General features: G+C 74.4%; 9 protein-coding genes. 7 read left to right on the top strand and 2 right to left on the bottom strand.

The window, feature by feature from the left end; translation table 11 throughout:
• Positions 1-174: 174 nt before the first annotated feature.
• From QMF80_RS23010 to QMF80_RS22980, 7 genes are all read left to right on the top strand, one after another.
• The gene (locus tag QMF80_RS23010; RefSeq protein ID WP_283456170.1) at positions 175-6423 is read left to right on the top strand and encodes a non-ribosomal peptide synthetase; all 6249 of its coding nucleotides are present in this window, start codon (positions 175-177) and stop codon (positions 6421-6423) included.
• A gap of 22 nt (positions 6424-6445) precedes the next feature.
• A complete protein-coding gene (locus QMF80_RS23005) occupies positions 6446-13798 on the top strand; it encodes a non-ribosomal peptide synthetase (protein ID WP_283456169.1) in 7353 nt (2450 codons plus the stop codon).
• Positions 13795-15147, top strand: coding sequence for a cytochrome P450 (locus QMF80_RS23000; protein ID WP_283456166.1), 1353 nt, complete (start codon positions 13795-13797; stop codon positions 15145-15147). Before QMF80_RS23005 ends, QMF80_RS23000 begins: the two co-directional genes overlap by 4 nt.
• 60 nt (positions 15148-15207) lie before the next feature.
• Complete coding sequence (locus QMF80_RS22995) at positions 15208-16476, top strand: MFS transporter (protein WP_283456165.1); 1269 nt, start codon at positions 15208-15210, stop codon at positions 16474-16476.
• A 213-nt stretch (positions 16477-16689) separates the two neighbouring features.
• The gene (locus tag QMF80_RS22990) at positions 16690-17229 is read left to right on the top strand and encodes an RNA polymerase sigma factor (RefSeq protein ID WP_283456163.1); all 540 of its coding nucleotides are present in this window, start codon (positions 16690-16692) and stop codon (positions 17227-17229) included.
• Positions 17226-17696, top strand: a complete 471-nt coding sequence (locus QMF80_RS22985) for an SRPBCC family protein (protein ID WP_283456160.1) — start codon at positions 17226-17228, stop codon at positions 17694-17696. Before QMF80_RS22990 ends, QMF80_RS22985 begins: the two co-directional genes overlap by 4 nt.
• A gap of 65 nt (positions 17697-17761) precedes the next feature.
• Complete coding sequence (locus QMF80_RS22980; protein ID WP_283456158.1) at positions 17762-18367, top strand: hypothetical protein; 606 nt, start codon at positions 17762-17764, stop codon at positions 18365-18367.
• Positions 18368-18399: 32 nt separating this feature from the next.
• Here the strand turns inward: QMF80_RS22980 and QMF80_RS22975 are convergent, their stop codons facing one another.
• Both QMF80_RS22975 and QMF80_RS22970 read right to left on the bottom strand, forming a co-directional pair.
• A complete protein-coding gene (locus QMF80_RS22975) occupies positions 18400-21321 on the bottom strand; it encodes a helix-turn-helix transcriptional regulator (protein ID WP_283456156.1) in 2922 nt (973 codons plus the stop codon).
• 83 nt (positions 21322-21404) lie between these two features.
• Positions 21405-21620 carry a hypothetical protein gene (locus QMF80_RS22970; RefSeq protein ID WP_283456155.1) on the bottom strand — a complete coding sequence of 72 codons (216 nt, stop codon included), beginning with the start codon at positions 21618-21620 and terminating at the stop codon, positions 21405-21407.
• Positions 21621-21639: the final 19 nt, after the last annotated feature.

The raw sequence follows: 21639 nt of genomic DNA, 5'->3' as shown, positions 1-21639 counted from the left end.
CACGGCACGGACCGGCGCGGACGCGACGGCGGTGTCCCCGGGACCGCTCGGCGCGGGCGGGGCCGCCGTTGCGCGTTCTACCCCCGGCGGCTGCGCGCGCGGCTGCGTCTTCTTCCCTACTGACCGGCCTTTCCAGACAGCAGTGTGGTGCAAAACACCGCTTGGAGGCCCGCAGTGAAAGCATCGTTCGCGCAGCGCAGGCTGTGGTTCCTCGACCAGCTGACCCGAGGTTCCACCGACTCCCTGCTCCCCCTGGCCCTGCGGATCCGCGGCGCGCTCGACGTCCCGGCCCTGGAGCGGGCCCTGGCGGGAGTCGTCGCGCGGCACGAGGTGCTGCGCACCCGGTTCGTCGCCGTCGACGGGGAGCCGGTACCCCGCGTCGATCCCGCCGGGCCGGTCCCCCTCGGGCTCTTCGAGGCGGGGAGCACCGCCGAGGTCTTCGCCCGGGAGCTGGGCCGCCCGCTCGACCTGGCCCAGGAGCACCCGCTGCGGGCCACCCTGACCCGGCTGGGCCCCGAGGAGCACCTGCTGCTCGTGGTGGTCCACCACATCGCGGTCGACGGCTGGTCCTGGGGCGTCCTGCTGCGCGAGCTGGACGCCGGTTACCGGGGCGAGGCGGTGGCGGCGCCCGGGCTCCAGTACACCGACGTGGCCGCCGCCGAGGCCGAGCGGCTGAGCGGGCCGCGCATGGAGCGCCTGATGGGGTACTGGCGCGAGCGGCTGGCCGGGGTGGCCCCGCTGGCGCTGCCCGCCGACCGGCCCCGGCCCGCGTTCTGGGACGGTTGCGGGGACGTGGTGCGCTTCGAGCTGCCCGCCGCGCTGGTCGCCGAGGCGGACCGGGTGGCCCGGGAGCACCGTGCGACCCGGTACATGCTGCTGCTCGCGGTCTACCAGGCCCTGCTGGCGCGCTACTCTGGCCGCTCCGACATCGCCGTGTGCACCACGCTGGCCGACCGCGGCAGGCCCGGGGTGGCCGCCCTGATCGGGCCGTTCGTCAACACCATCGTGCTGCGCACCGACCTGGCCGGGGACCCGGCCTTCACGGAGCTGCTGACCCGGGTCCGGACCGGGGCGCTGAAGGACTTCTCGCACGCCGACGCGCCCTTCGACCGGGTGGTCGGGGAGGTGGTCACCGAGCGCGACCTGTCCCGGCACCCGCTCGCGCAGGCCTCCTTCACCCTGCTGAACAACGCCCCGGCGCCGGCGCGGCTGGCGGACCTGGACGTGGCGCTCGTCCCGACTCCGCTCGGCGGCACCGGACTTGACGTCTTCCTCGACCTGAGCCTGCGCGCCAACGGCGATGTCGCGGCGATACTCCAGTACTCCACCACGCTGTTCGACGACGCCACGATGGAGCGGTTCGCCGAGGGGTACGTCGCCCTGCTGCGCGCGGTGCTCGCCGCGCCCGGGGCTCCGGTCGCGGCGCTCGCCCGGGAGCTGGCCCCGCTGCCCGGGGCCGAGCGGGAGCGGCTGATCGCCCTGGCCGGAACGGGGGCGACGAGCGGCCCCGCTCCCGCCTTCACCGTGGCCGGGGACCCCGGCGCGGTGGCCCTGGTCTGCGGGGAGGAGTCCCTGACCTACGGCGGGCTGGACGCCCTGACCGGTTCGCTGGCCGCCGCCCTCGCGGGGGCGGGGGTCCGGCCGGGCACCGCGGTGGGGGTGTGCATGCGGCGCGGGATCCCGGCGGTGGCCGCCATGGCCGCGATCTGGCGGGCGGGCGCGGTGTTCGTCCCGATGGACCGTCAGCTCCCGCTGGAGCGGCTGGGGTTCATGGCCGCGGAGGCGGACGTGCGGTACGTGCTGACCGACTCCGCGACCCGGGAGACGGCCGACGCGCTCGGTCCGCGGGTGCTGGCCGTCGAGGACGCCGGATCCGTCGCCGGGCCCGCGCCCCGGCACGTCCCGGACCCCGGGGACCTCGCCTACGTCATCTTCACCTCGGGCTCCACCGGCCGCCCCAAGGCAGTCGGGGTCGAGCACCGGGCGATGGCCGCGCACGTCGCCGCCGCCCGGGCCGAGTTCGGGATCACGGCGGCGGACCGGGTGCTCGCCTTCTCCTCCTTCTGCTTCGACGCCTCCTTCGACCAGCTGCTGACCGCCCTGGGCTGCGGGGCGCGCGTGGTCGTCCGCCCGGACGAGCAGTGGCTGCCCGGCCGGGTGCCCTCGGTGGTCGAGCGGCACGGGATCACCGTGCTGAACCTGCCGCCCACCTACTGGGCCGAGCTGGCCTTCTCGCTCACGGGCGCCTCGGCCGCCGCGCTGGCCCCGCTGCGGCTGCTGATCCTGGGCGGCGAGTCCGTCCCGGCGGGGGCGCTGGCCACCTGGCAGGAGCGGGTCCCCTCGGTGCGGGTGGTCAACGCCTACGGCCCGACGGAGACCACCGTCACCGCCGCCACCCACGACATCGGCGCGGGCGGCTCCCGGGTCCCGATCGGCCGCCCGCTGGGCGGGCGCCTGCTGTACGTGGTGGACGAGCGGGACGAGCTGGTCCCCGAGGGGGTTCCCGGCGAACTCCTGATCGGCGGCGCGGAGCTGGCCCGCGGCTACCTCGGCCGCAGCGCGCTGACCGCGGGCACCTTCGTCCCCGACCCCTTCGGCGGGGGCGGCGGCCGGCTCTACCGCACCGGCGACCTGGTACGCCGACTGCCCACCGGAGAGCTGGAGTTCCTCGGCCGGACCGACGACCAGGTCAAGATCCGCGGGTTCCGCGTCGAACTCGGCGAGATCGAGGCCGTCCTGCTGGAGTGCCCCGGGGTGGTGGCCGCCGCGGTGGCCGTCGGGGCCGACGCCCGGGGCGGCCCGAGCCTGACCGGCTACGTGGTGGGCGCCGGCGCGCCGCCCGCCCCCGCGGCGCTGCGCGCCTTCTGCGCGGAGCGGCTGCCGCACTACGCGGTCCCCGGCGACTTCACGGCGCTCGACGCGCTGCCGGTGAACGCGTCGGGGAAGCTGGACCGGGCCGCGCTGCCCGCCGTCCGGCCGGACCGGGACCGGGCCGTGGGCGGCGCCGAGTTCATCGCCCCGCGCGACGCGACCGAGCGGGTGGTCGCCGCGATCTGGGCCGAGGTCCTGGGAGTGGACCGGGTCGGCATCGACGACGGGTTCTTCGACCTGGGCGGCCATTCGCTGCTGGCCACGATGGCGGTCTCGCGGATCGCCGAGCGCCTCGGCCGCGAGGTGGAGCTGCGCACCCTGTTCGAGAACCCGAGCATCCGCGCCTTCGGCCCGCTGGTGGCGGCGGCCCGCGAGGCCGGGGCGAGCACCGTGGTCCCGGTCGACCGCTCGGGGCCGCTGCCGCAGTCCTTCGCCCAGGAGCGCATGTGGTTCCTGGACCGGATGTCGGACGCGGGTGACGAGTACGTGCTGTGGTTCTCCTGGCGGGTGCGCGGCGGCCTGGACCGGGCGGCCTGGCAGGGCGCGCTGGATGATGTCGTCGCCCGGCACGAGGCGCTGCGGACGGCGCTGAGCGAGCTGGACGGAAAACCCGTGCAGCGGGTGCTGGAGGGGGTCGGCGTACCCCTGGAGTGGCGGGAGGCCGCGCCGGGCGAGGAGTCCGCACGGCTCGACGCGGTCCGTGAGCAGGCCTTCGGCTTCGCCACCCGCCGCTTCGCCCTGGACCGGCCGCCGCTGCTGCGCGCCGGGGTGTGGGAGCTGGGGGCCGGGGACCACGTCGCGGTCATCGCCTTCCACCACGCGGCCACCGACGGCTGGTCCAAGGACATCGTGATCGGTGAGCTGTCGGCCTGCTACCGCGCCCGGCTGGCCGGGGAGCCGGCGGAGCTGGCGCCCGTACCGGTGCAGTACGGGGACTACGCCGTCTGGCAGCGCGACCGGCTGACCGGGGAGGTGCTGGAGCGGCAACTGGACTACTGGGAGCGCAACCTCGCCGGGGTGCCCGCGCTGGAGCTGGCCACCGACCGGCCGCGCCCGGCGGGCTGGTCGGGCCGGGGCGGGGCGGTCGAGGTGGAGCTGCCCGCCGAGCTGGCGGCCGGGCTGGGCGAGCTGACCCGGCGCTACGGGGTGAGCCGGTTCATGGTCCTGCTGGCGGTGACCCAGATCGTGCTGGGCCGCTGGTCGGGGCAGCGGGACCTGTCGGTGGGCACCCCGGTGGCGGGGCGCGGGCAGGTGGAGCTGGAGCGGCTGGTGGGACTGCTGGTGAACACGGTGGTGCTACGGGCCGATCTGACCGGCGAGCCCACCTTCGAGGAGTTCCTGGGCCGGGTCAGGGAGACCGTACTGGGGGCCTTCGACCACCAGGAGGTGCCCTTCGAGCGGCTGGTGGAACAGCTGCGCCCGGAGCGGGACCCCTCGCGCAATCCGCTGTTCCAGGTGATGTTCGACGTACAGGAGAGCCCGGCCGGCGGTCCGCGGGTGGCGGGGCTGGAGGTGGAGCACTTCGTCCTGCCGTGGCGTTCGGCGAAGTTCGACCTGACGGCCACCTTCCTGCTCTATCCGGACCGGTTCGCGCTGAACGTCGAGTACGCGAGCGACCTCTTCGATCCCGGGACGGTGACCCGGTTCGCCGGGCACGTGGGCCGGGTGCTGGCCGCGGTGGTGGCCGCGCCGCAGCGGCCCGTGGGGCGGCTGGAGTTGCTGTCGGCCGAGGAACGGGCGGAGCTGGTGGGGGTGGCGGGCAGTTCACCCGCGGTCGCGGAAGTGCCGCCCTTCACGGTGGCGGGCGAGCCCGACGCGGTGGCCCTGGTCTGCGGGGAGCAGGTCCTGACGTACGGGGAGCTGGACGCGCTGACCGGCGGCCTGGCGCTGTCGCTGGCCGAGGCCGGGGTCGGCCCGGAGACCCCGGTCGGGGTGTGCCTGCGGCGCGGTACCTGGTCGGTGGCCGCGATGGCGGCCATCTGGCGGGCGGGCGGGGTGTACGTACCGCTGGATCCGCAACTGCCCGAGGAAAGGCTGCGGTTCATGGTGAAGCGGGCCGGGGTGCGCTGCGTCGTCACCGACGGTCCGACCGCGTCGCTGGCGGCCGCGCTGGACCGGCCGGTGGTCCTCGTCGAGGGGATCACGGCCGCCCCGGACGCGCCCCGGCACGTCCCCGGCTCCCACGAGCTGGCCTGTGTCATCTTCACTTCGGGCTCCACCGGCCGCCCCAAGGCGGTCGGGGTCGAGCACCACGCACTGGCCGCCCACACCCTGGCCGCGCGGGAGCGGTTCGGGATCACCGCCGACGACCGGGTGCTGAACTTCGCCTCCCACTCCTTCGACGCCTCCCTGGAACAGATCCTGCCCGCCCTCGGCGCGGGGGGCACGGTGCTGATCCGCCCCGACGAGGTGTGGACGGTGGAGGAACTCGCCGAACAGGTGCGGGCGGAGGGCGTCAGCGTCATGGAGGTCACCCCCTCCTACTGGGAGGAGATCGCCGCCCGCCTCGACACGGTGGCCGGGGACCTCAAGAGCCTGCGGCTGGTGGTGACCGGCGGGGAAGCCATGCCCTCGGCCCCGCTGGAGCGGTGGTTCGCCCACCTGCCCGACGTCCCCGTCCACAACACCTACGGCCCCACGGAGACGGTCATCTCGGCCACCTCCCACCTGGTCACCGGGCCGGTCGGGGGCCGGGTCCCGATCGGCCGGCCCTGGGGCGAGCGGCGCCTGTACGTCGTGGACGCGCACGACGAGTTGGTACCCGTCGGCGTGCCGGGCGAACTGCTGATCGGCGGGGCGGAATTGGCTCGCGGCTACCTCGGCCAGGGCGCGCTGACCGCCCAGCGGTTCGTCCCCGACCCGTACGGCGCCACCGGCGGGCGGCTCTACCGCACCGGCGACATCGTGCGCCGACTGCCGGGCGGCGAGCTGGACTTCCTCGGGCGGACCGACCACCAGGTCAAGATCCGCGGGTTCCGCATCGAACCCGGCGAGATCGAGGCCGTACTCGAACAGTACGAGGGCGTGCGCGGCGCCGCCGTCCTGGTCCGCGAGCTGCGCGGGGACCGCGCCCTCGTCGGCTACGTCGCCGGACAGGGCTTCGGCGCCGACGAACTGGCCGCCTGGTGCCGCACCCTGCTGCCCGGCTACATGGTCCCGGCCGCCTTCGTGGTCCTCGACAGCCTGCCCCTGACCGTGCAGGGCAAGACCGACACCACGGCGCTGCCCGACCCCGAACTGCCCGCGCGGGCCGAGTCCGTGGCCCCGAGGACCCCCACCGAGGAGGTCACGGCCCAGATCTGGGCCGAGGTCCTCGACCTGCCCTCGATCGGGGTGCGCGAGGACTTCTTCGCCCTCGGCGGGCACTCGCTGCGGGCCGTGGCGGTGGCCTCCCGGCTCCGCGCCGCCTTCGACTGCCCGGTCCAGGTCCGCGACCTGTTCGAGCGCCCGACGGTCGAGCTGCTCGCCGCCGAGGTGGAGCGCCGGCTGTTCGAAGAGATCGCCGGCATGAGCGATGACGAGATCGACCTGTCCCTGACGGCTGACTTCTGAGACGAGATAGGACCGCATTCCCATGACCACTTCACAGGTCGAACCCTCCACCGCTCAGGGCGGGCTCTCCCCGGCGGCCCGGCAGCTCCTGGAGCGCCGGCTGCGCGGCCGGGCGGGCGCCGCGCCCGCGGGCATCCCCCGCGCCACCCCGCGCCCCGACCGGATCCCGCTGTCCTCCGCGCAGCAAAGCCTGTACTTCCTGCACCGGCTCGACCCCGAGGGCGTCGAGTACCTGATGCCCGCCGCCTGGCGGTTCACCGGCCCCCTGGACCTGCCCGCGCTGGACGCGGCGGTCGGCGATCTGATCGTCCGCCACGAGCAGCTGCGCGTGATCTTCCCGGACGTGGACGGCGTACCGGCGCAGGAGGTGCTGCCCGCCGACGGCAGCGGCCTGCACCTGGTGGAGCTGCCCGACGGCGCGGACGCCCGGGCCGTGGCCGAGGCCGTGCGCACGGCGGCGGTGCGCCCCTTCGACCTGGCCGTCGAACCGGGGTTCCGCGCCACGCTGGTGCGGGTCGCCGCCGAGGAGCACGTGCTGGTCCTCGCCCTGCACCACATCGTCGCGGACGGCTGGTCCCTCGACCTGCTCATGCGTGACCTGCGCGCCTTCCACCGCGCCCGCTCCGAGGGCGGCGCGCCGCCCGCCGACCCGGCGCCCATCGCCTACGTGGACTACGCGATCTGGCAGCGCGGCCGCGACGAGAGCGCCGACATCACCTACTGGCGTGCGGCCCTGGCGGGCCTGACCCCGCTCGAACTGCCCCTGGACCACCCGCGCCCGGCGACCCGTTCCTCCGCCGGCGCCGTGCACACCGTGGAGCTGCCCGAGGCACTGACGGCGGCGCTGGTGGAGGCGGGCAAGCGGACCGACACCACCTCGTACATGACCACGATGGCCGCGTTCCAGGCCGCCCTGGGGTTCCACAGCGGGCAGGACGACATCGCGATCGGCACGGTCGTGGCCAACCGGGAACGCCCGGAGACCGAGCAGCTGGTCGGCTTCTTCGTGAACACCCTGGTCGTACGGACCGACCTGGCAGGCGACCCCACCGGCGACCAGCTGCTCGCCCGGACCCGGGAGAGCGTGCTGGGGGCGCTCTCGCACCAGTCGCTGCCCTTCGAGCGGGTGGTGGACGAGCTGAGTCCCGACCGGGACCTGTCCCACAATCCGCTGGTCCAGGTGCTGTTCACGCACACCACGGCCGAGCGGGGCTCCTGCGCCCTGGGCGGGGCCACGGGCACGGCCTTCCCGATCGACCTGACCACCGCGAAGTTCGATCTGACCCTGGACGTCCTGGAGGACGCGGGACGGCTCAGCCTGCGCTTCGTCTACCGCCCCGACCTGTTCGCGGCGCAGTCGATGGCCCGGCTGGCCGAGCACACGGTGGCGGTGCTGCGGGCGTTCACCCGGGAGCCGGCCGCCCCGCTGAGCCGGATGGCACTGCTCACGGACGCCGAGATCGCCGAGCTGCTCGGCCCCGACGGCCCCGCGAACCGGACCGTCCCGGCGCCGGGCGAGGGCTCGGCGAGCCGGGCGCCCCGGCTCGCCTGGGAGCGGCTGGCGGAACACACCGGGCGGACGCCCGGCGCCGTGGCCGTCTCCGGGGGCGGACGCTCCCTGACGTACGCCGAACTCGATTCGGCCTCGCGGGCCCTGGCCCTGCGGCTGCGGGCGACGGGGATCGGGCCGGAGTCCCTGGTGGGGGTGTGCCTGGGCCGCTCGGTCGACCTGGCGGTGGCGCTGCTCGGGGTGTGGCGCGCGGGGGCGGCGTACCTGCCGCTGGACCCGGCACACCCGCGGGCCCGGCGGGAGTTCACCGTCGCCGACGCGGGGGTGGAGTGGGTGGTCACCGACGACGCCGGGCGCGCGGCCGTGGAGGGGTTGGCGGTGGGGGTGATCCCGCTGGCGGATCCCGGCGCCCCGGGCGCCGCCGACGCCGTGGCGGACGCGGCGGAACTCGCCTCCGTGGCCCCGGGGCCGGACTCGCTCGCCTACGTCATCTACACCTCCGGATCCACCGGCCGCCCCAAGGGCGTCGAGGTCACCCACGCCAACCTGGCCTGGCTGCTCGGCGCGGCGGACCACCACTTCGACTTCGGCGCCGACGACGTGTGGACGCTGCTGCACTCCCCCGCCTTCGACTTCTCGGTCTGGGAGCTGTGGGGGCCGCTGACCTCCGGCGGGCGGGTGGTGGTGCTGACCGAGGACGAGGTCCGCGACCCGGCCGCGGTGCACGCCGTACTGCGCGGGGAGCGCGTGACGGTGCTCAACCAGACCCCGGCCGCCTTCAAGGGGCTGCGGGCCCATCTGGCCCAGCAGGGCGAGGGGTTCGCGGACCTGGCCCTGCGCACGGTGATCTTCGGCGGGGACGCCTTCGACGCCCGGGACTACCGGGACTGGTTCGCCGGGCCCGCCGCGGGGCGGCCCGCGCTGGTGAACATGTACGGCATCACCGAGACCACGGTCCACGTCACCTACCGGCTGATCACCGAGGCGGACACGGTCGCGGCGGTGTACTCGCCGATCGGCCGACCGCTGGCCGGGCAGCACGGGTACGTCCTGGACCGGGCGGGGCGGCTGGCGCCCCGGGGCACGGTGGGCGAGCTGTACATCGCGGGCGGCGGGGTGGCCCGCGGCTACCGCAACCGCCCGGAGCTGACGGCCGAGCGGTTCCCGCTGGACCCCTTCGGCCCGTTCGGCGCGGGCGGCGCGGGCGGCGTGGGCGGCGCGCGGATGTACCGCACCGGTGACCTGGTGCGGGTGCTGCCCGACGGGCAGCTCGCCTACGCGGGGCGCGCCGACCACCAGGTGAAGATCCGCGGGTTCCGGATCGAGCCGGGCGAGATCGAGACCGCGCTGCGGGTGCTGCCCGGGGTGCGCGACGCCTCGGTGGTGGCCCGGCCCGACGCGCACGGCGGGGCCCGGCTGGTGGCCCACGTGGTGCTGTCCGAGGGGCGGCCGCTGGACGCGGCCGACCTGCGGGACCGGCTGCGGCTGACCCTGCCCGAGTACATGGTCCCCGCCCTGTTCGTACGCCACGCCAGGCTGCCGATCACGGCGAACGGCAAGGTGGACCGCAAGTCCCTGGTGGCGGTGGCCGTCGAGGGGGCGGGCGCGCCCGCCGGATACGTCCCGCCGACGGGCCCGGCCGAGGAGGCATTGGCCCGCATCTGGTCGGACGTGCTGGGCGCCGAGCGGATCAGCCGTACGGCGAACTTCTTCGACCTGGGCGGCGACTCGATGCTGGCCCTGCGCGTGATCGGGCAGGCCCGCTCCGCGGGGCTGGGCCTCAGCGTCCCGGACCTGTTCCGGGCCCGCACCCTGGGCGACCTGGCCGCGCTGGCGACGGAGGCCGCCGAGGACGCCGGCCCCGCGCCCGTGGAGCCCTTCTCCCAGCTCGACCCGGCCGACGCGGCCCGGCTGCCGCGGGGCCTCGACGACGCGTACCCGCTGACCATGCTCCAGGCCGGCATGCTGCACGAGATGCTGGCCGACCCGAGCCGCGGCGCCTACCACAACGTCACCGACCTCAAGATCACCGTGCCGGAGGGCTTCGATCTCGCCGCCTTCCAGACGGCGGTGGACACCGTGGTACGGGGCCACAGCATCCTGCGGTCCTCCATCGACCTGGTCTCCTTCTCCGAGCCGCTCCAGCTGGTGCACGCCGCCGCCGTACTCCCGGTCGGCTACAGCGATCTGCGCGCGCTCTCCCACAAGGAGCAGTGGGCGTCCGTACGGGCCTACGTCGACGCGGAGTTCTCCCGGCGCTTCGACCTGGCGGCCGCGCCGTTGGTCCGCATCCACCTGCACCGGCTCACCGACCGGGAGCTGCGGCTCACGCTCACCGACTGCCACGTGGTGCTCGACGGCTGGAGCCTCACCTCGCTGATCGCGGACCTGCTCGACCTGCACCGGCAGGCCGTGGCGCAGGGCCGGACCCCGCAGCTGCAGGCGGCGCCCCCGTACGCCGAGTACGTCGCGCTGGAGCGGGCCGCGCTCGTCGACGAGGAGGGCCTGGAGTACTGGCGCTCGGCGCTGAGCGACCTGAGCCCGATCCGGTTCACCCGGCGCGGTACGGAGGGCGCCGAAGGCGGGCAGTTCGTGCACGAGGCGCGCCGCTCGTACGCGGCCCTCGCCGAGCCGATCGGCCGGCTGGCGCGGCTGGCCGGGGTGCCCCGCCGTACCGTCCTGCTCTGCGCGTTCCACCACACCATGAGCCTGTTCGCCGAGCGCGACGGCTCCGCCGAGGGCCACTCGGTCGGCCTGGTCACCAACGGCCGGCCCGAGGTGCCCGGCTCCGACCGGATGCGCGGGCTGTTCCTCAACACCGTGCCGTTCGGCGTCCGGCGCCCCCGGGGCAGCTGGCTGGAGTACCTGAAGGCGGCGTTCGCCGCCGAGCAGGAGATGCTCCCCTACCGCAGGGTGCCGCTGGCCCGCCTCGCGCAGCTTCGGCCGGGTGAGCCGAGTCTGGCGGACACCCTCTTCAACTACGTCAACTTCCACCGGCTGTCCGGTGACAGCTGGGACGACTCGCTGGAGATCGCCCGCACGGCGTTCCCGCTGATGCTCAACGCCAGCGTCGAGTCCTTCACCCTCGACGTCGACCCGGACTACCTGGCCCCGGCCACCGCCGAGCAGCTCGCCGACCTGATGTGCGGGGTGCTGAAGGCGATGACCGCGCGGCCCGGGGATCCGGTCACGGCGCCGACGCTGGCCGGCGAGGCGCGGATGCGGGCACTGGAGGAGTGGGGCCGCGGCCCCGAGCTGGCGAACACCTCGCTGATGTTCCACGAGTGCGTGGCCGAGCACGCCGTGCTCACGCCCGACGCGGTGGCCGTCCGGCAGGGCGGGCGGGAGGTCACGTACGCCGACCTGGACACCGCGGTGCACCAGTTGGCGGACCGGCTGCGTGCCCTCGGGGTCGGCCCCGAGGTACCGGTCGGCATCTGCCTCGACCGGGGTCCGGAGATGGTCCGGGCCGTGCTCGGTGTGCTGCGGGCGGGCGGCGCGTTCCTGCCGCTGGAGTCGCAGCACCCGTCCGACCGGCTGAAGTTCATCGCCCGGGACAGCGGGATGCAGGTGCTGATCACCCAGTCCTCGCTGCTGGGGACGGTGCCGTTCGACGGCCCGACCCTGGTCGTGGACGATCCGGCGACCTGGGCGGCGCCCGTCGAGGTCCCGGCGCCGGCGCTCGCCGTCACCGCGGACAACGCGGCCTACGTCCTCTACACCTCGGGCTCCACGGGCACGCCCAAGGGCGTCACCATCCAGCACCGCAGCCTGACCAACATGCTGGAGGGCCAGCGCGACCTGTTCCCCGTGACCCCCGCCGACCGGGTGCTCCAGTTCGCCTCCCTCAGCTTCGACGTCTCCATCATGGACCTGACCTGGGCCCTGGCGAACGGCGCCCAGCTGTGCACCCCGACCAGGGAAGGGCTGCGCGCCGGCGCCGACCTCGCCAACACCCTGCTCGACTACGGGATCACCGTCGCGATGCTGGCCCCGAGCGCCCTGGCGGCCCTCGGCGAGGACCGCTTCCCCGCCCTGCGGACCCTCCAGGTGGCCGGCGAGGCCTGCCCGGCCGAACTGGCCCAGAAGTGGGCGCGCGGACGGCGGTTCTACAACGTCTACGGGCTCACCGAGACGACCGTGTGGTCCGTCTCCACCCTCCTCAAGCCCGACTGCAAGCGCCCCCCGATCGGCTGGGCGATGCGCAACACCCAGGTCTACGTGCTCGACGAGGACCTCCAGCCGGTTCCCGTCGGGGTGCGGGGCGAGGTCTACCTGGGCGGGCGGGCCATCGGCCGGGGCTATGTGAACCGCCCCGGCCTGACCGCCGCCGCGTTCGTCCCCGACCCGTACGGCGCCCCCGGCGGCCGGCTGTGCCGCACCGGAGACATCGGCGTCCAGCTGCCCGACGGCGCGGTGGAGGTCCTCGGCCGCCGCGACAGCCAGGTGAAGCTGCGCGGGTTCCGGATCGAGCTCGGCGAGATCGAACACGGGCTGCGGGAACTGCCCGAGGTGCAGCAGGCGGTGGTCCTGCTGCGGCGGGACCTGCCGGAGCCGGCGCTGGTGGCGTACGTGGTGCCCGAGGAGGGGGTGGAGCCCGTCGTCGAGCCCTTCCGCCGGGCGCTGCGGGCCAAGGTGCCCGCGTACATGGTCCCCGCGCGGTTCGTCTTCCTCGACGCGATGCCGGTCAACAGCAGCGGCAAGGTCGACAAGAAGGCCCTGCCGCTGCCCCCGGCCGACCGGCTGGGCAGCGCCACCGAGTACGTCGCACCGGGCACGCCGGCCGAGGTGGTGCTCGCCGAGGTCTGGCGCACGGTCCTCGGCATCGCGCGGGTCGGTGTCCACGACGACTTCTTCGCCCTCGGGGGCAGTTCGCTCTCCACCGTCCGGGTCGCCGCGCAGGCGGCCGCACGCGGGCTGAGCGTCTCCGTACGGGACCTGCTGGAACGGCCCACGATCGCCCGGCTCGCCGCCCGCGCCACGGAGGCGGCGGAGCGGGGCGCCGACGCCGGAGCCGCGCACGCTTCTCCGGTCGCGAAGGCCGTCACCTCGGAGGTCCGCCTGCGCGAGGGCGACGGCGCCCCGCTGTGGTGCGTGCACCCCAGCGGCGGCAGCGGCGCCTGGTACGTGCCGCTCGCCCGGGCCCTGCCGCCCGGTCAGCCGGTGCGGGCCTTCCAGGCCCGCGGCCTGCTCGGCGGGGTGGACCCGACCACGATCTCCGGGATCGCGGCCAACTACGCCGCCGAGATCACGGCCCACGGCGGGCTCGGCCCGCACGACCTGCTGGGCTGGTCCATGGGCGCCAACATCGCCCTGGAGATGGCCACCCAGTTGCACGAGGCCGGTCACATCGTCGCACCGCTGACGCTGATCGAGCCGCACCTGCCCCACCCGGCGGCCGGCGAACGCCTCGCGGCGGTCGGCCGGGACATGGAGCGGGGGCTGCGGATGCGCGACCGCGTCCGTGCGCTGCCGCCGTCCCCGGAGCGGGACGCGGCCACGGCCGAGCTCACCACTCTGCTGCTGGGTGCCGGTATGAGCCCGGGCGAGGCGGCCCTGGTGGAACAGGCCCCCATCGAGGTCTGGCACTCGCTGCTGACCGCCCTGTCCGACTACGTACTGCGCCCCTACCCCGGTCACGTCCACCTCCTGGTGGGCAGCGCGGCCGCGGAACTGCCCGACGGCGAACCGATGCCCGGGCTGGACGTGGACTTCCGCACCTACGTCGAACGCTGGCGCGAGATCGCGCTCGGCGGCCTGACCGTCCACGTCACCGAGGGCGACCACATGTCCATGATGTCCGAACGGCTGATGCACAAGACCGCTGCTGTGCTCGGCCGGATCCAGTCGGAGGCACGCCGATGACCGTCCTGACCACCAACGCGCACACCGACACGACCACGGCCGCGGACCTCTCCGCCCTGGTGTGCCCGATCACCGGGCGGACCGCCCCGCCGGCCGCGGTGACCCGTACGGCACCGCCGGCACCGCCGGCCCCGGCGGCCACCTTCACCGAGCGCTACCTCCTCGACCCCGGGGTCAACGCGGACCCCTACGGCTACCTGAACTCCCTGCGCGACCACGACCCGGTCCACTGGAGCGCCATGCACCGGGCCTGGCTGGTCACCGGGCACGGCCAGCTGATGCACTGCCTGCGCGACCCGGCGGTCTCCGCCGAGCGGGTGGGGCCGCTGATGGACGCCGTGCCCGAGGGCGCCCGGGAGGACACCGAGCGGGCGTTCTCCGTCCTGTCCCGCTGGATGGTCTTCAACGACCCGCCGCAGCACCGGCGGCTGCGCCAGGTCTTCCAGGAGCAGTTCTCCGCCCGCGGCATCGCCCGCTACCGCACCTTCGTCGAGCGCGCCACCCGCGCCATGCTGGCGCGCCGCTCGGTGCCCGGCAGCGACGGTGACCTCCTCGCCGACATCGCCCGGCCGCTGCCCGCCCTGGTCTTCGCCCGCTGGCTGGGCGTCCCCCAGGCCCACAGCCCCTCCTTCTGGTACTGGAACGCCCGGGTGGGCGACCTGGTGCTCGGCGCGGCCCAGGAGGAACGCGAGTACCGCACCTCGCTCCAGTCCCTGGTGAAACTGGACGACTACCTCGGCGAGCTGGTGCGGGAACGGCGCGCGGACCCCAAGGACGACCTGATCAGCTCGGTGCTCGCCGGCGGCCAGATCGGGAAGTCGGTCAGCGAGGAGGAGTTCGTCGGGATGCTGACCCAGATGGCCTTCGCGGGCGGGGAGACCACCAGCAACCTGATCGTCAACACCCTGCTCGCACTGTTGCGGCACCCCGAGGAGCTGGCGGCGGTCCGCGCGAACCCCGATCTGGTGCCGCTCGCCGTCGAGGAGGCGATGCGCTACGACGGCCCATCGAAGATGTCGATCCGCAGCGCCGCCCGGGACTTCGACCTCGACGGCCGTACGGTGCGCGGCGGGGACCGGCTGTTCCTGGTGACCGCGGCCGCCAACCGGGATCCCGAACGCTTCGCGGACCCGGACCTGTTCCGTGTCGCCCGGGGCAGCACCTCGCACCTGGGCTTCGGGTTCGGCGCGCACTTCTGCATCGGAGCCGCGCTGGCCCGGCTGGTGGCCTGCGCCGTGGTCGGCGTACTCGTGAGCGACTACCCGGACCTGGCGCTGGCCACCGACCGGCACACCTGGCAGCTGTCCCTGCTCAACCGCGCCCTGACGGCTCTGCCCGTCCGCTACTGACCCGCGCCCCTGCGCTACCGACCCGTGGCCGCCCCCGGCGGCCCGACGAAGGGTTCGATCATGGCTTCCACCCTGGCGAGCGCGGGTTCCCGCCTGCGCGCGCCCGCCAAACTGCCCTCCTTCCGGCTGCTGTGGCTGGGTCAGTCCCTGTCCCTGCTCGGGGACGGCTTCAGCTACATCGCCTTCTCCTGGATCACGCTGAGCCTGACCCAGTCCACCCTCACCCTCGGTTACGTCCTCGCCTTCCAGGCGGTCCCCCGGGCGCTGCTGACCATGGTCGGCGGCTCGCTCAGCGACAAGTGGTCCTCCCGCACCCTGATGACCCTCTCCAGCTGGGCCCGGGCCGCGCTGATGGTGGGCGTGGGGCTGATCGGGATGGCCGGCACGCTCACGGTGCCCGTGCTGTGCTGCGCCGCCGCCGCGTTCGGCGCCGTCGACGCGTTCTTCCAGCCCGCGCGGGCCTCGATCCTGCCCTCGGTGGTGGACAAGGAACTGCTGGCCCCGGCCAACGCCCTGCTCGCGGTCGGCACGAAGGTGTCCTCCATCCTCGGTCCGGCGGTCGGCGGCATGGTGGTGGCCCTCTCGGACGCCCCCGTCGCCTTCCTCGTGGACGGGGCGTGCTTCGCGCTCTGCGGGCTGTGCGTCTCGCGGATCCGGACCCTGGCGCCCGTACCCCGGGAGGACACCGACCAGTCGGGCGCCGCGGCGGCCGAGACCGAGGCCGGGGACTCGCTGCTCACCCGGATGCGGGCCGGTCTGCGCTACGCCCTGGAGGACCCGCGGATCCGCTCGATCCTGATCGTCGACATGGCGATGACGTTCTGTTACGCCGGGACGTTCACGGTGGGCTTCGCCACGCTGGCCAAGGTGGACCTGCACGGCGGTTCGATGACCCTGGGCGTGCTCAACGGCGCGCTGGCGGGCGGGGCGATGCTCGGCACGCTGGTCGGCGGCTCCCTCAGCAGCCTGCCCCGGGTGGGCCTGCTGATCGCCGCGCTCGCGGGGTGGCTCGCGGTGGGCATGGGGGTGCTGGGCATGGTGGACAGTACGGTCGCGGCGTTCGTGACCGTCCTGGTGATGGGCTTCGGCATCGGTTTCCAGGGGGTCTTCGGCCTCAGCTGGATCCAGCGCAACATCGACCCCTCGGTGCTGAGCCGGGTGATCTCGGTGGACATGGTCCTGAGTTACGCGATGGCTCCGCTGTCGCTGATCCTGTGCGGAGCCCTGGCCCAGCACGGCAGCGGGCCGATGTTCGCGGTGTCGGGCGCGGTCCTCGCGCTGACGGCGGTGGGCGTGCTCAGCTCCCGGGCGGTGCGCGGGATGCGCTGATGGCGGGGCGGGGCGGCGCGGGGCGCGACGTGGGGCCGGACGGATCTCCGTTCCGGCCCTCAGGCGTGTCCGGTCCCGCTCAGCGCTCCGCGAGCACCCGGGGACTGTGGCGGGGGTCACAGGGAACCTTTGAGCGAGCAGCCTCCTCTCTTGTGTGACAACACCGGTACGGCGGACGGAGGCCACCATGAGAACCACCCGTGGGACATGGCGATGACGAGACCGCCCACGGCGGCGGAGCCGGCGTCCCGCACGGATCCCGCCCGTCTCCACACGCTGGTCCGCGCGGCTCAGGACGGCGACGTGATCGCGATGCAGGACCTGCTCGCCGTGCTCGCGCCGTACGTCGGGCGGCTCGCCGGGCCGATCGCCCTCGACGACGGCCCCGACGCGGCCCAGGAGGCCCTGACCGTGATCTTCAAGAACATCGGCCATCTGCACGAGCCGGCGGCCCTGTTCGGCTGGGCCCGGGCCATCACGGTGCGGGAGGCGGTACGGATGGCCCGCCGCGGCCCTCGTACCGCGGCGGCCGAGCTCACCGAGGTACCCGCGCCCGGCGACCCTCAGCTGGCCGCCGACATACGGGACGTGCTCGACCGGCTGACCCCGGAGCACCGCGCGGTGCTGACGCTCCGCGACCTGGAGGGACTCGACGAGCAGGCCGTCGGCGCACTGCTCGCCCTGCCCGTCGGGACCGTCAAGTCGCGGCTGTCACGGGCCCGCCGAAGCTTCCGGAAGGCGTGGGGACGATGACCGAGAACTGGCCCGTCGCAGAACTGGACACCGTCCGCCGACTGCGGATCCTCGCCGCCGCCCAGCCCAGCGCCCTGTTCGTCGAGGACCTGGTGCCCGCGCCGTTCGAAGCGGTCTGGGCCGTGGCCGCCGACCTGGAGAACGAGCTGCCCACCCTGCTGCCCGACGTCCGGTCCCTGACGGTCACCGCGACCGACGGGGAACGGCTGGAGGCGTACGCCCGCGGGTACGGCGGGGTACGGGCCCGGTTCGACATCGTGCTGAGCCCCGGCTGGTGCCTCATGCAGAGCCGGTTCCTGCTCGGTGGCATGGCGGCCGTCCCGGACGGAGATGGCACCCGGTTCGCGTTCCTCGGCGGTTTCCGCTTCCCGGGCGCCCGGTTGCTCCGGCCGGCGCTGCGGCCGCTCGGCGACCACTACGGCCCGATGGTGCTGCGCCGGCTGCGCAGCCGCCTCGACATCGGCTGACAGCCCCCCGCGGCCCGCCCGCCGCCCCCGCTCTCCCCCTCCGCATTCCTCATATGGAGAACCCTGTGAAGCGCTATGCCTTCGCGGCCCTCTGGGCTGCCCTTCTCGCGCAGTTGATCTGGTTCGTCACCCACCCGCCGGACGCCTTCGGCGTCGTGGTGATCGCGGTGCTGGGCGGATTCGCCGCACTGCACGGCCGGTGGGGGTGGCTCACCGTCCCCGTCCGGTTCCTGATGGGCACCGACTTCCTGCTGTCGGTCGGCGACCGCTTCGGTGCCTTCGGCCCGCCCGGAACCCCGGGCTCGCCGTGGGGAGACTTCGCCCACTTCGTCTCGTACACCCGCGAGGTGAGTTCGTACCTCCCGGGCGGCCTCGCGCCGGTCCTCGCGGTGCTGGCGACCCTCGCCGAGACCACCCTCGGACTCGCGCTGCTGCTCGGCGTACGGCTTCGGTCCACCGCCCTCGGCGCGGCGGCCCTGCTGTTCGCCTTCGGGGTCTCGATGGCCGTATCGCTCCCGGCGGCCGACCAGTTCCACTACAGCGTCTTCCTCCTGTGCGCGGGCATGCTCGCGCTGTCCGCGGCGGACCGGTACCCGTGGAGCACCGACGGCCTGCTCTCGCGGCGCGGAGCGCGGCGCGACCGCCCGGCGGGGACGCGGGCCACGGCCTGAGGACCGTCCCGCGATCCGCGGCGGGTCCGCCCTCAGGAGCGCAGGGAGGCCGAGAGTTCGCACAGGGCCGCGCGGTTGGTGCGCCCGGTCTTGGCGCCGAGGCTGGCGATGTGCTTCTCCACCGTGCGGGGCGAGATGTAGAGGCGGTCGGCGATGTCCTTGTTGCCCAGGCGGTCCGCGAGGAGCAGGAAGACCTCGTACTCGCGGACGGTGACCCCCTGGGTGCGCAGCGAGTCCGGGATGTTGCCGAAGCCGCTGCGCCGCTGGGCGACGGGGGCGCCCATGCGGCGCAGCGCGGCCCGGCAGGCGTTGGCCACGGGGGCCACGGAGTGCTGGTGGAAGTGGAGTTCGGCCCGGCGCAGCCACGCCACCGGCTCGCCCCAGCCGTCCTCGTGGGCGGCTTCGGCGATCAGCCGCAGGCCCAGGTGGAGGGCGGTGGCGTACGGCTCGGCCGTGGTCAGGGCCTCGTTGACGGCGGCGGCCGCCAGGTCGGGTCTCCCTTCCCGGCCGTGCAGGACGGCGGCCGCGAAGTGGACGAACTGCCGGTTCCAGCGCATCCGTCCGGGGGCGGTGGCGGCGATCTCCTCGTAGGGGCCGCGGCCCGCCTCGCCGGACAGCACGTCCAGGAGCAGCCCGATGCCGTAGCGCCCGCTGAGGTAGTAGGTGCTGGGGTTGGTGCTCTCCAGGTCGGAGACCGTGCGCAGTTCACGGGCGGCGGCGGCCCGGTCCTCCTCCATGAGCGCGCAGAACGCGCGGGCCAGGCCCCGGGTGAGCGGTTCCTCCTGGGCGCCGATCCCGTCCCATTCGGCGAAGGTGGCGAGCGCCGCCTCCATGGCCGCGCGGTCGCCCTGGTGCGCGGCCATGGTGGCCCGGGCCATCAGGACGTAGCGGGTGACGGGGGCGAGGCGCAGCCGCTGTACGACGGCCAGGCACTCCTCGGCGGCCTGCCCGGCGGCGGTGAACTCGGCGCGCAGCACCGCGTCCAGGATCATGATGCCGTCGATGGTGTGGACGATGGTGGCCGATCCGAGCCGCAGGGCCTCGCTGCGGGCGGCGAGCAGGGGGACGGTGTTGCCCTCGGTGAGCCAGTTGTTGCCGCCGATGCGGGTGAGGGCGTACATCCGCTGGAGCGGCAGTTGGTGCTGTTCGGCGGTGTGCAGGGCCGATTCCAGCAGGGCGGTGGCTTCGTCGAAGTCCCGTTCGCGGGCCAGGGTGGCGAGGAGTTCCCAGGCTTGGCAGACCACGGTGGGCAGGCCGTGGCGTTCGGCGGCCTGGAGCGCGGAGTAGGCGAGTTTCTCGGCGAGCTGGGTGCGGTCCGGGCCCGGGGTGTCGAGCGCGAGGTAGGCGGCGGTGACGTCGATGGAGGCGGCGCCGCGCTCGTCCGGGTTCTGCCCGAGGAGGGCTCTGGCCTGCGCGATCTGCCGGTTGCCGTCCTCCCAGCGGCCGGCGGTGTGGGCGACCTTGGCGAGCCGGGTGTGCACGGCGGCGAGCCGTTCGGCGCTGAGGCCGCTGCCGCCGAGGGTGTGCAGGTTCTCGGCGAAGCCGAAGGCCTGGGCGAAGTCACCGGCCTCGGCGAGGGCGGGCAGCAGCGCCTCCAGGGCGGCGGTGCGGCCCGCGGCGTCCCCGCTGGCGGCCAGCAGCCGTTCGGCCCGGCCGAGCAGGGTGACGGCGGAGCCGATGGCGCCCGCGCCCAGGGCCCGTAGTCCGGCGTCGGTGAACAGCCGTCCGGCTTCCCCGTCGTCACCGGCCTGGGAGCGCAACTCCGCGACCAGCGGGCACCATTCGCCCTCCAGCTCGGGGTAGAGCGCCTGCACCGCGTCGGCGGCCCGGCCGGACATCTCGGCCCGGTTGGTGGGGGTGAGCTGGGTGAGCAGGGCCTCGGCGGTCAGCGAGTGGCGGAAGGCGTACCAGTCGGGGGCGGGTTCGTCGTGGACGACGAGCTGCGCGGCGACCCCCGCGTGCAGGTGGCTCAGCAGGCTGCGGTCGTCGATGCCGGTCATCCGCTGGAGCACGGTCAGCGGGAAGCGGCGGCCGATGACGGCGGCGGCGGACAGCAGGGTCAGTCCTTGCGGGGCCAGCCGGTCGACCCGGCGCAGGATGCCCCGGGCCAGGGCGGTGGACACGTCGCTGCGCAGGTCGCCGACGACGGTCCAGCCGTCTTCGCCGCGCACCAGGGCGCCGCTGCCGATCATGCCCTGGAGGAGCTCCTCGACGAGGAAGGGGCTGCCCGCGCTGTCGTCCCAGAGCCGCTCCAGGGCGGGTTCGGGGACCAGTTGGGGTTCCGTGTCCAGCTGCGCGGCGATGACGGCGCGGACCTCCGGGCGGGTGAGCGGGGCGAGGGGGAGTACGGTCCCCACGCCGCGGCGGCGCGCCGATTCGGCCATGTCGAGGGCGTCGCAGGACTCGGTGCGGATCGTGGCCAGCAGGACCACGTTGGTGTATTCGAGGTTGTCCACGAGGTACTCGACGACCGCGAGGGTCTCGGGGTCGGCGTCGTGCAGGTCCTCCAGCAGGAGCAGCTGGCCGTGTTCCCGGCCGGTGGCGATGAGCAGCCGCAGGACCGCCTCGCCGAGGATCACCATGGAGCTGTGGTCCTGGGTGTCACCGCTCCAGTCGGGGATGATCCGGCCCAGCGCGGGCCGGTAGGGGCCGAGCGGCAGGTCGTCGAGCGCGGGACCGTCGAGCGGGCCGCCGCGGAACAGCGCCATCAGGGCTTCGGTCAATGGCCGGAAAGGCACCGTGGGCCCGGTGGTGCTGCTCCGGCCCCGCAGGGCCCGCATGCCCGAGGTGAAGGCCATTCCCACGGCCTCGGCGGCGAGCCGGGACTTGCCGATCCCCGCCTCGCCGACCAGGAAGACGACCCCGCCCCGCCCGTCCCGCGCCTCGGTCAACGCGTGCTTGATCTCCAAGAGTTGAGAGTCACGACCGATGATGTACCGCGTACGGGAACGCATGAACGCAAATCTAGTTCATGCGTACGGTCCGCCGTGCACCGAAAGTCGGCCTTTCCCTCCCGCGGTCCTCCGGAATACGGGCACTACCAGGTGACGTTGGGGGCCGAGACGCTGGTGTCTATCTGGCTCAGCGCGACCACGAGTCCACTGGTGAGGACGAGGCCGGCCAGCGCCCGGGCGCGCGCGCACGCCGTGTTGCGGCCCGACAGGCTGATCCCGCCCGCGGGGTCCTGGACGGGGGCCTCGGCGGCGTGGGTGGTGGCGGCTGCGTCGATGGCGTTGACCTGGAACTCCTGCATGGTGGTGAGTACCTTTCTC

Source organism: Streptomyces sp. G-G2, assembly GCF_030063135.1.
Taxonomy (GTDB): domain Bacteria; phylum Actinomycetota; class Actinomycetes; order Streptomycetales; family Streptomycetaceae; genus Streptomyces.
This window is presented reverse-complemented; position numbering and strand designations above follow the sequence as displayed.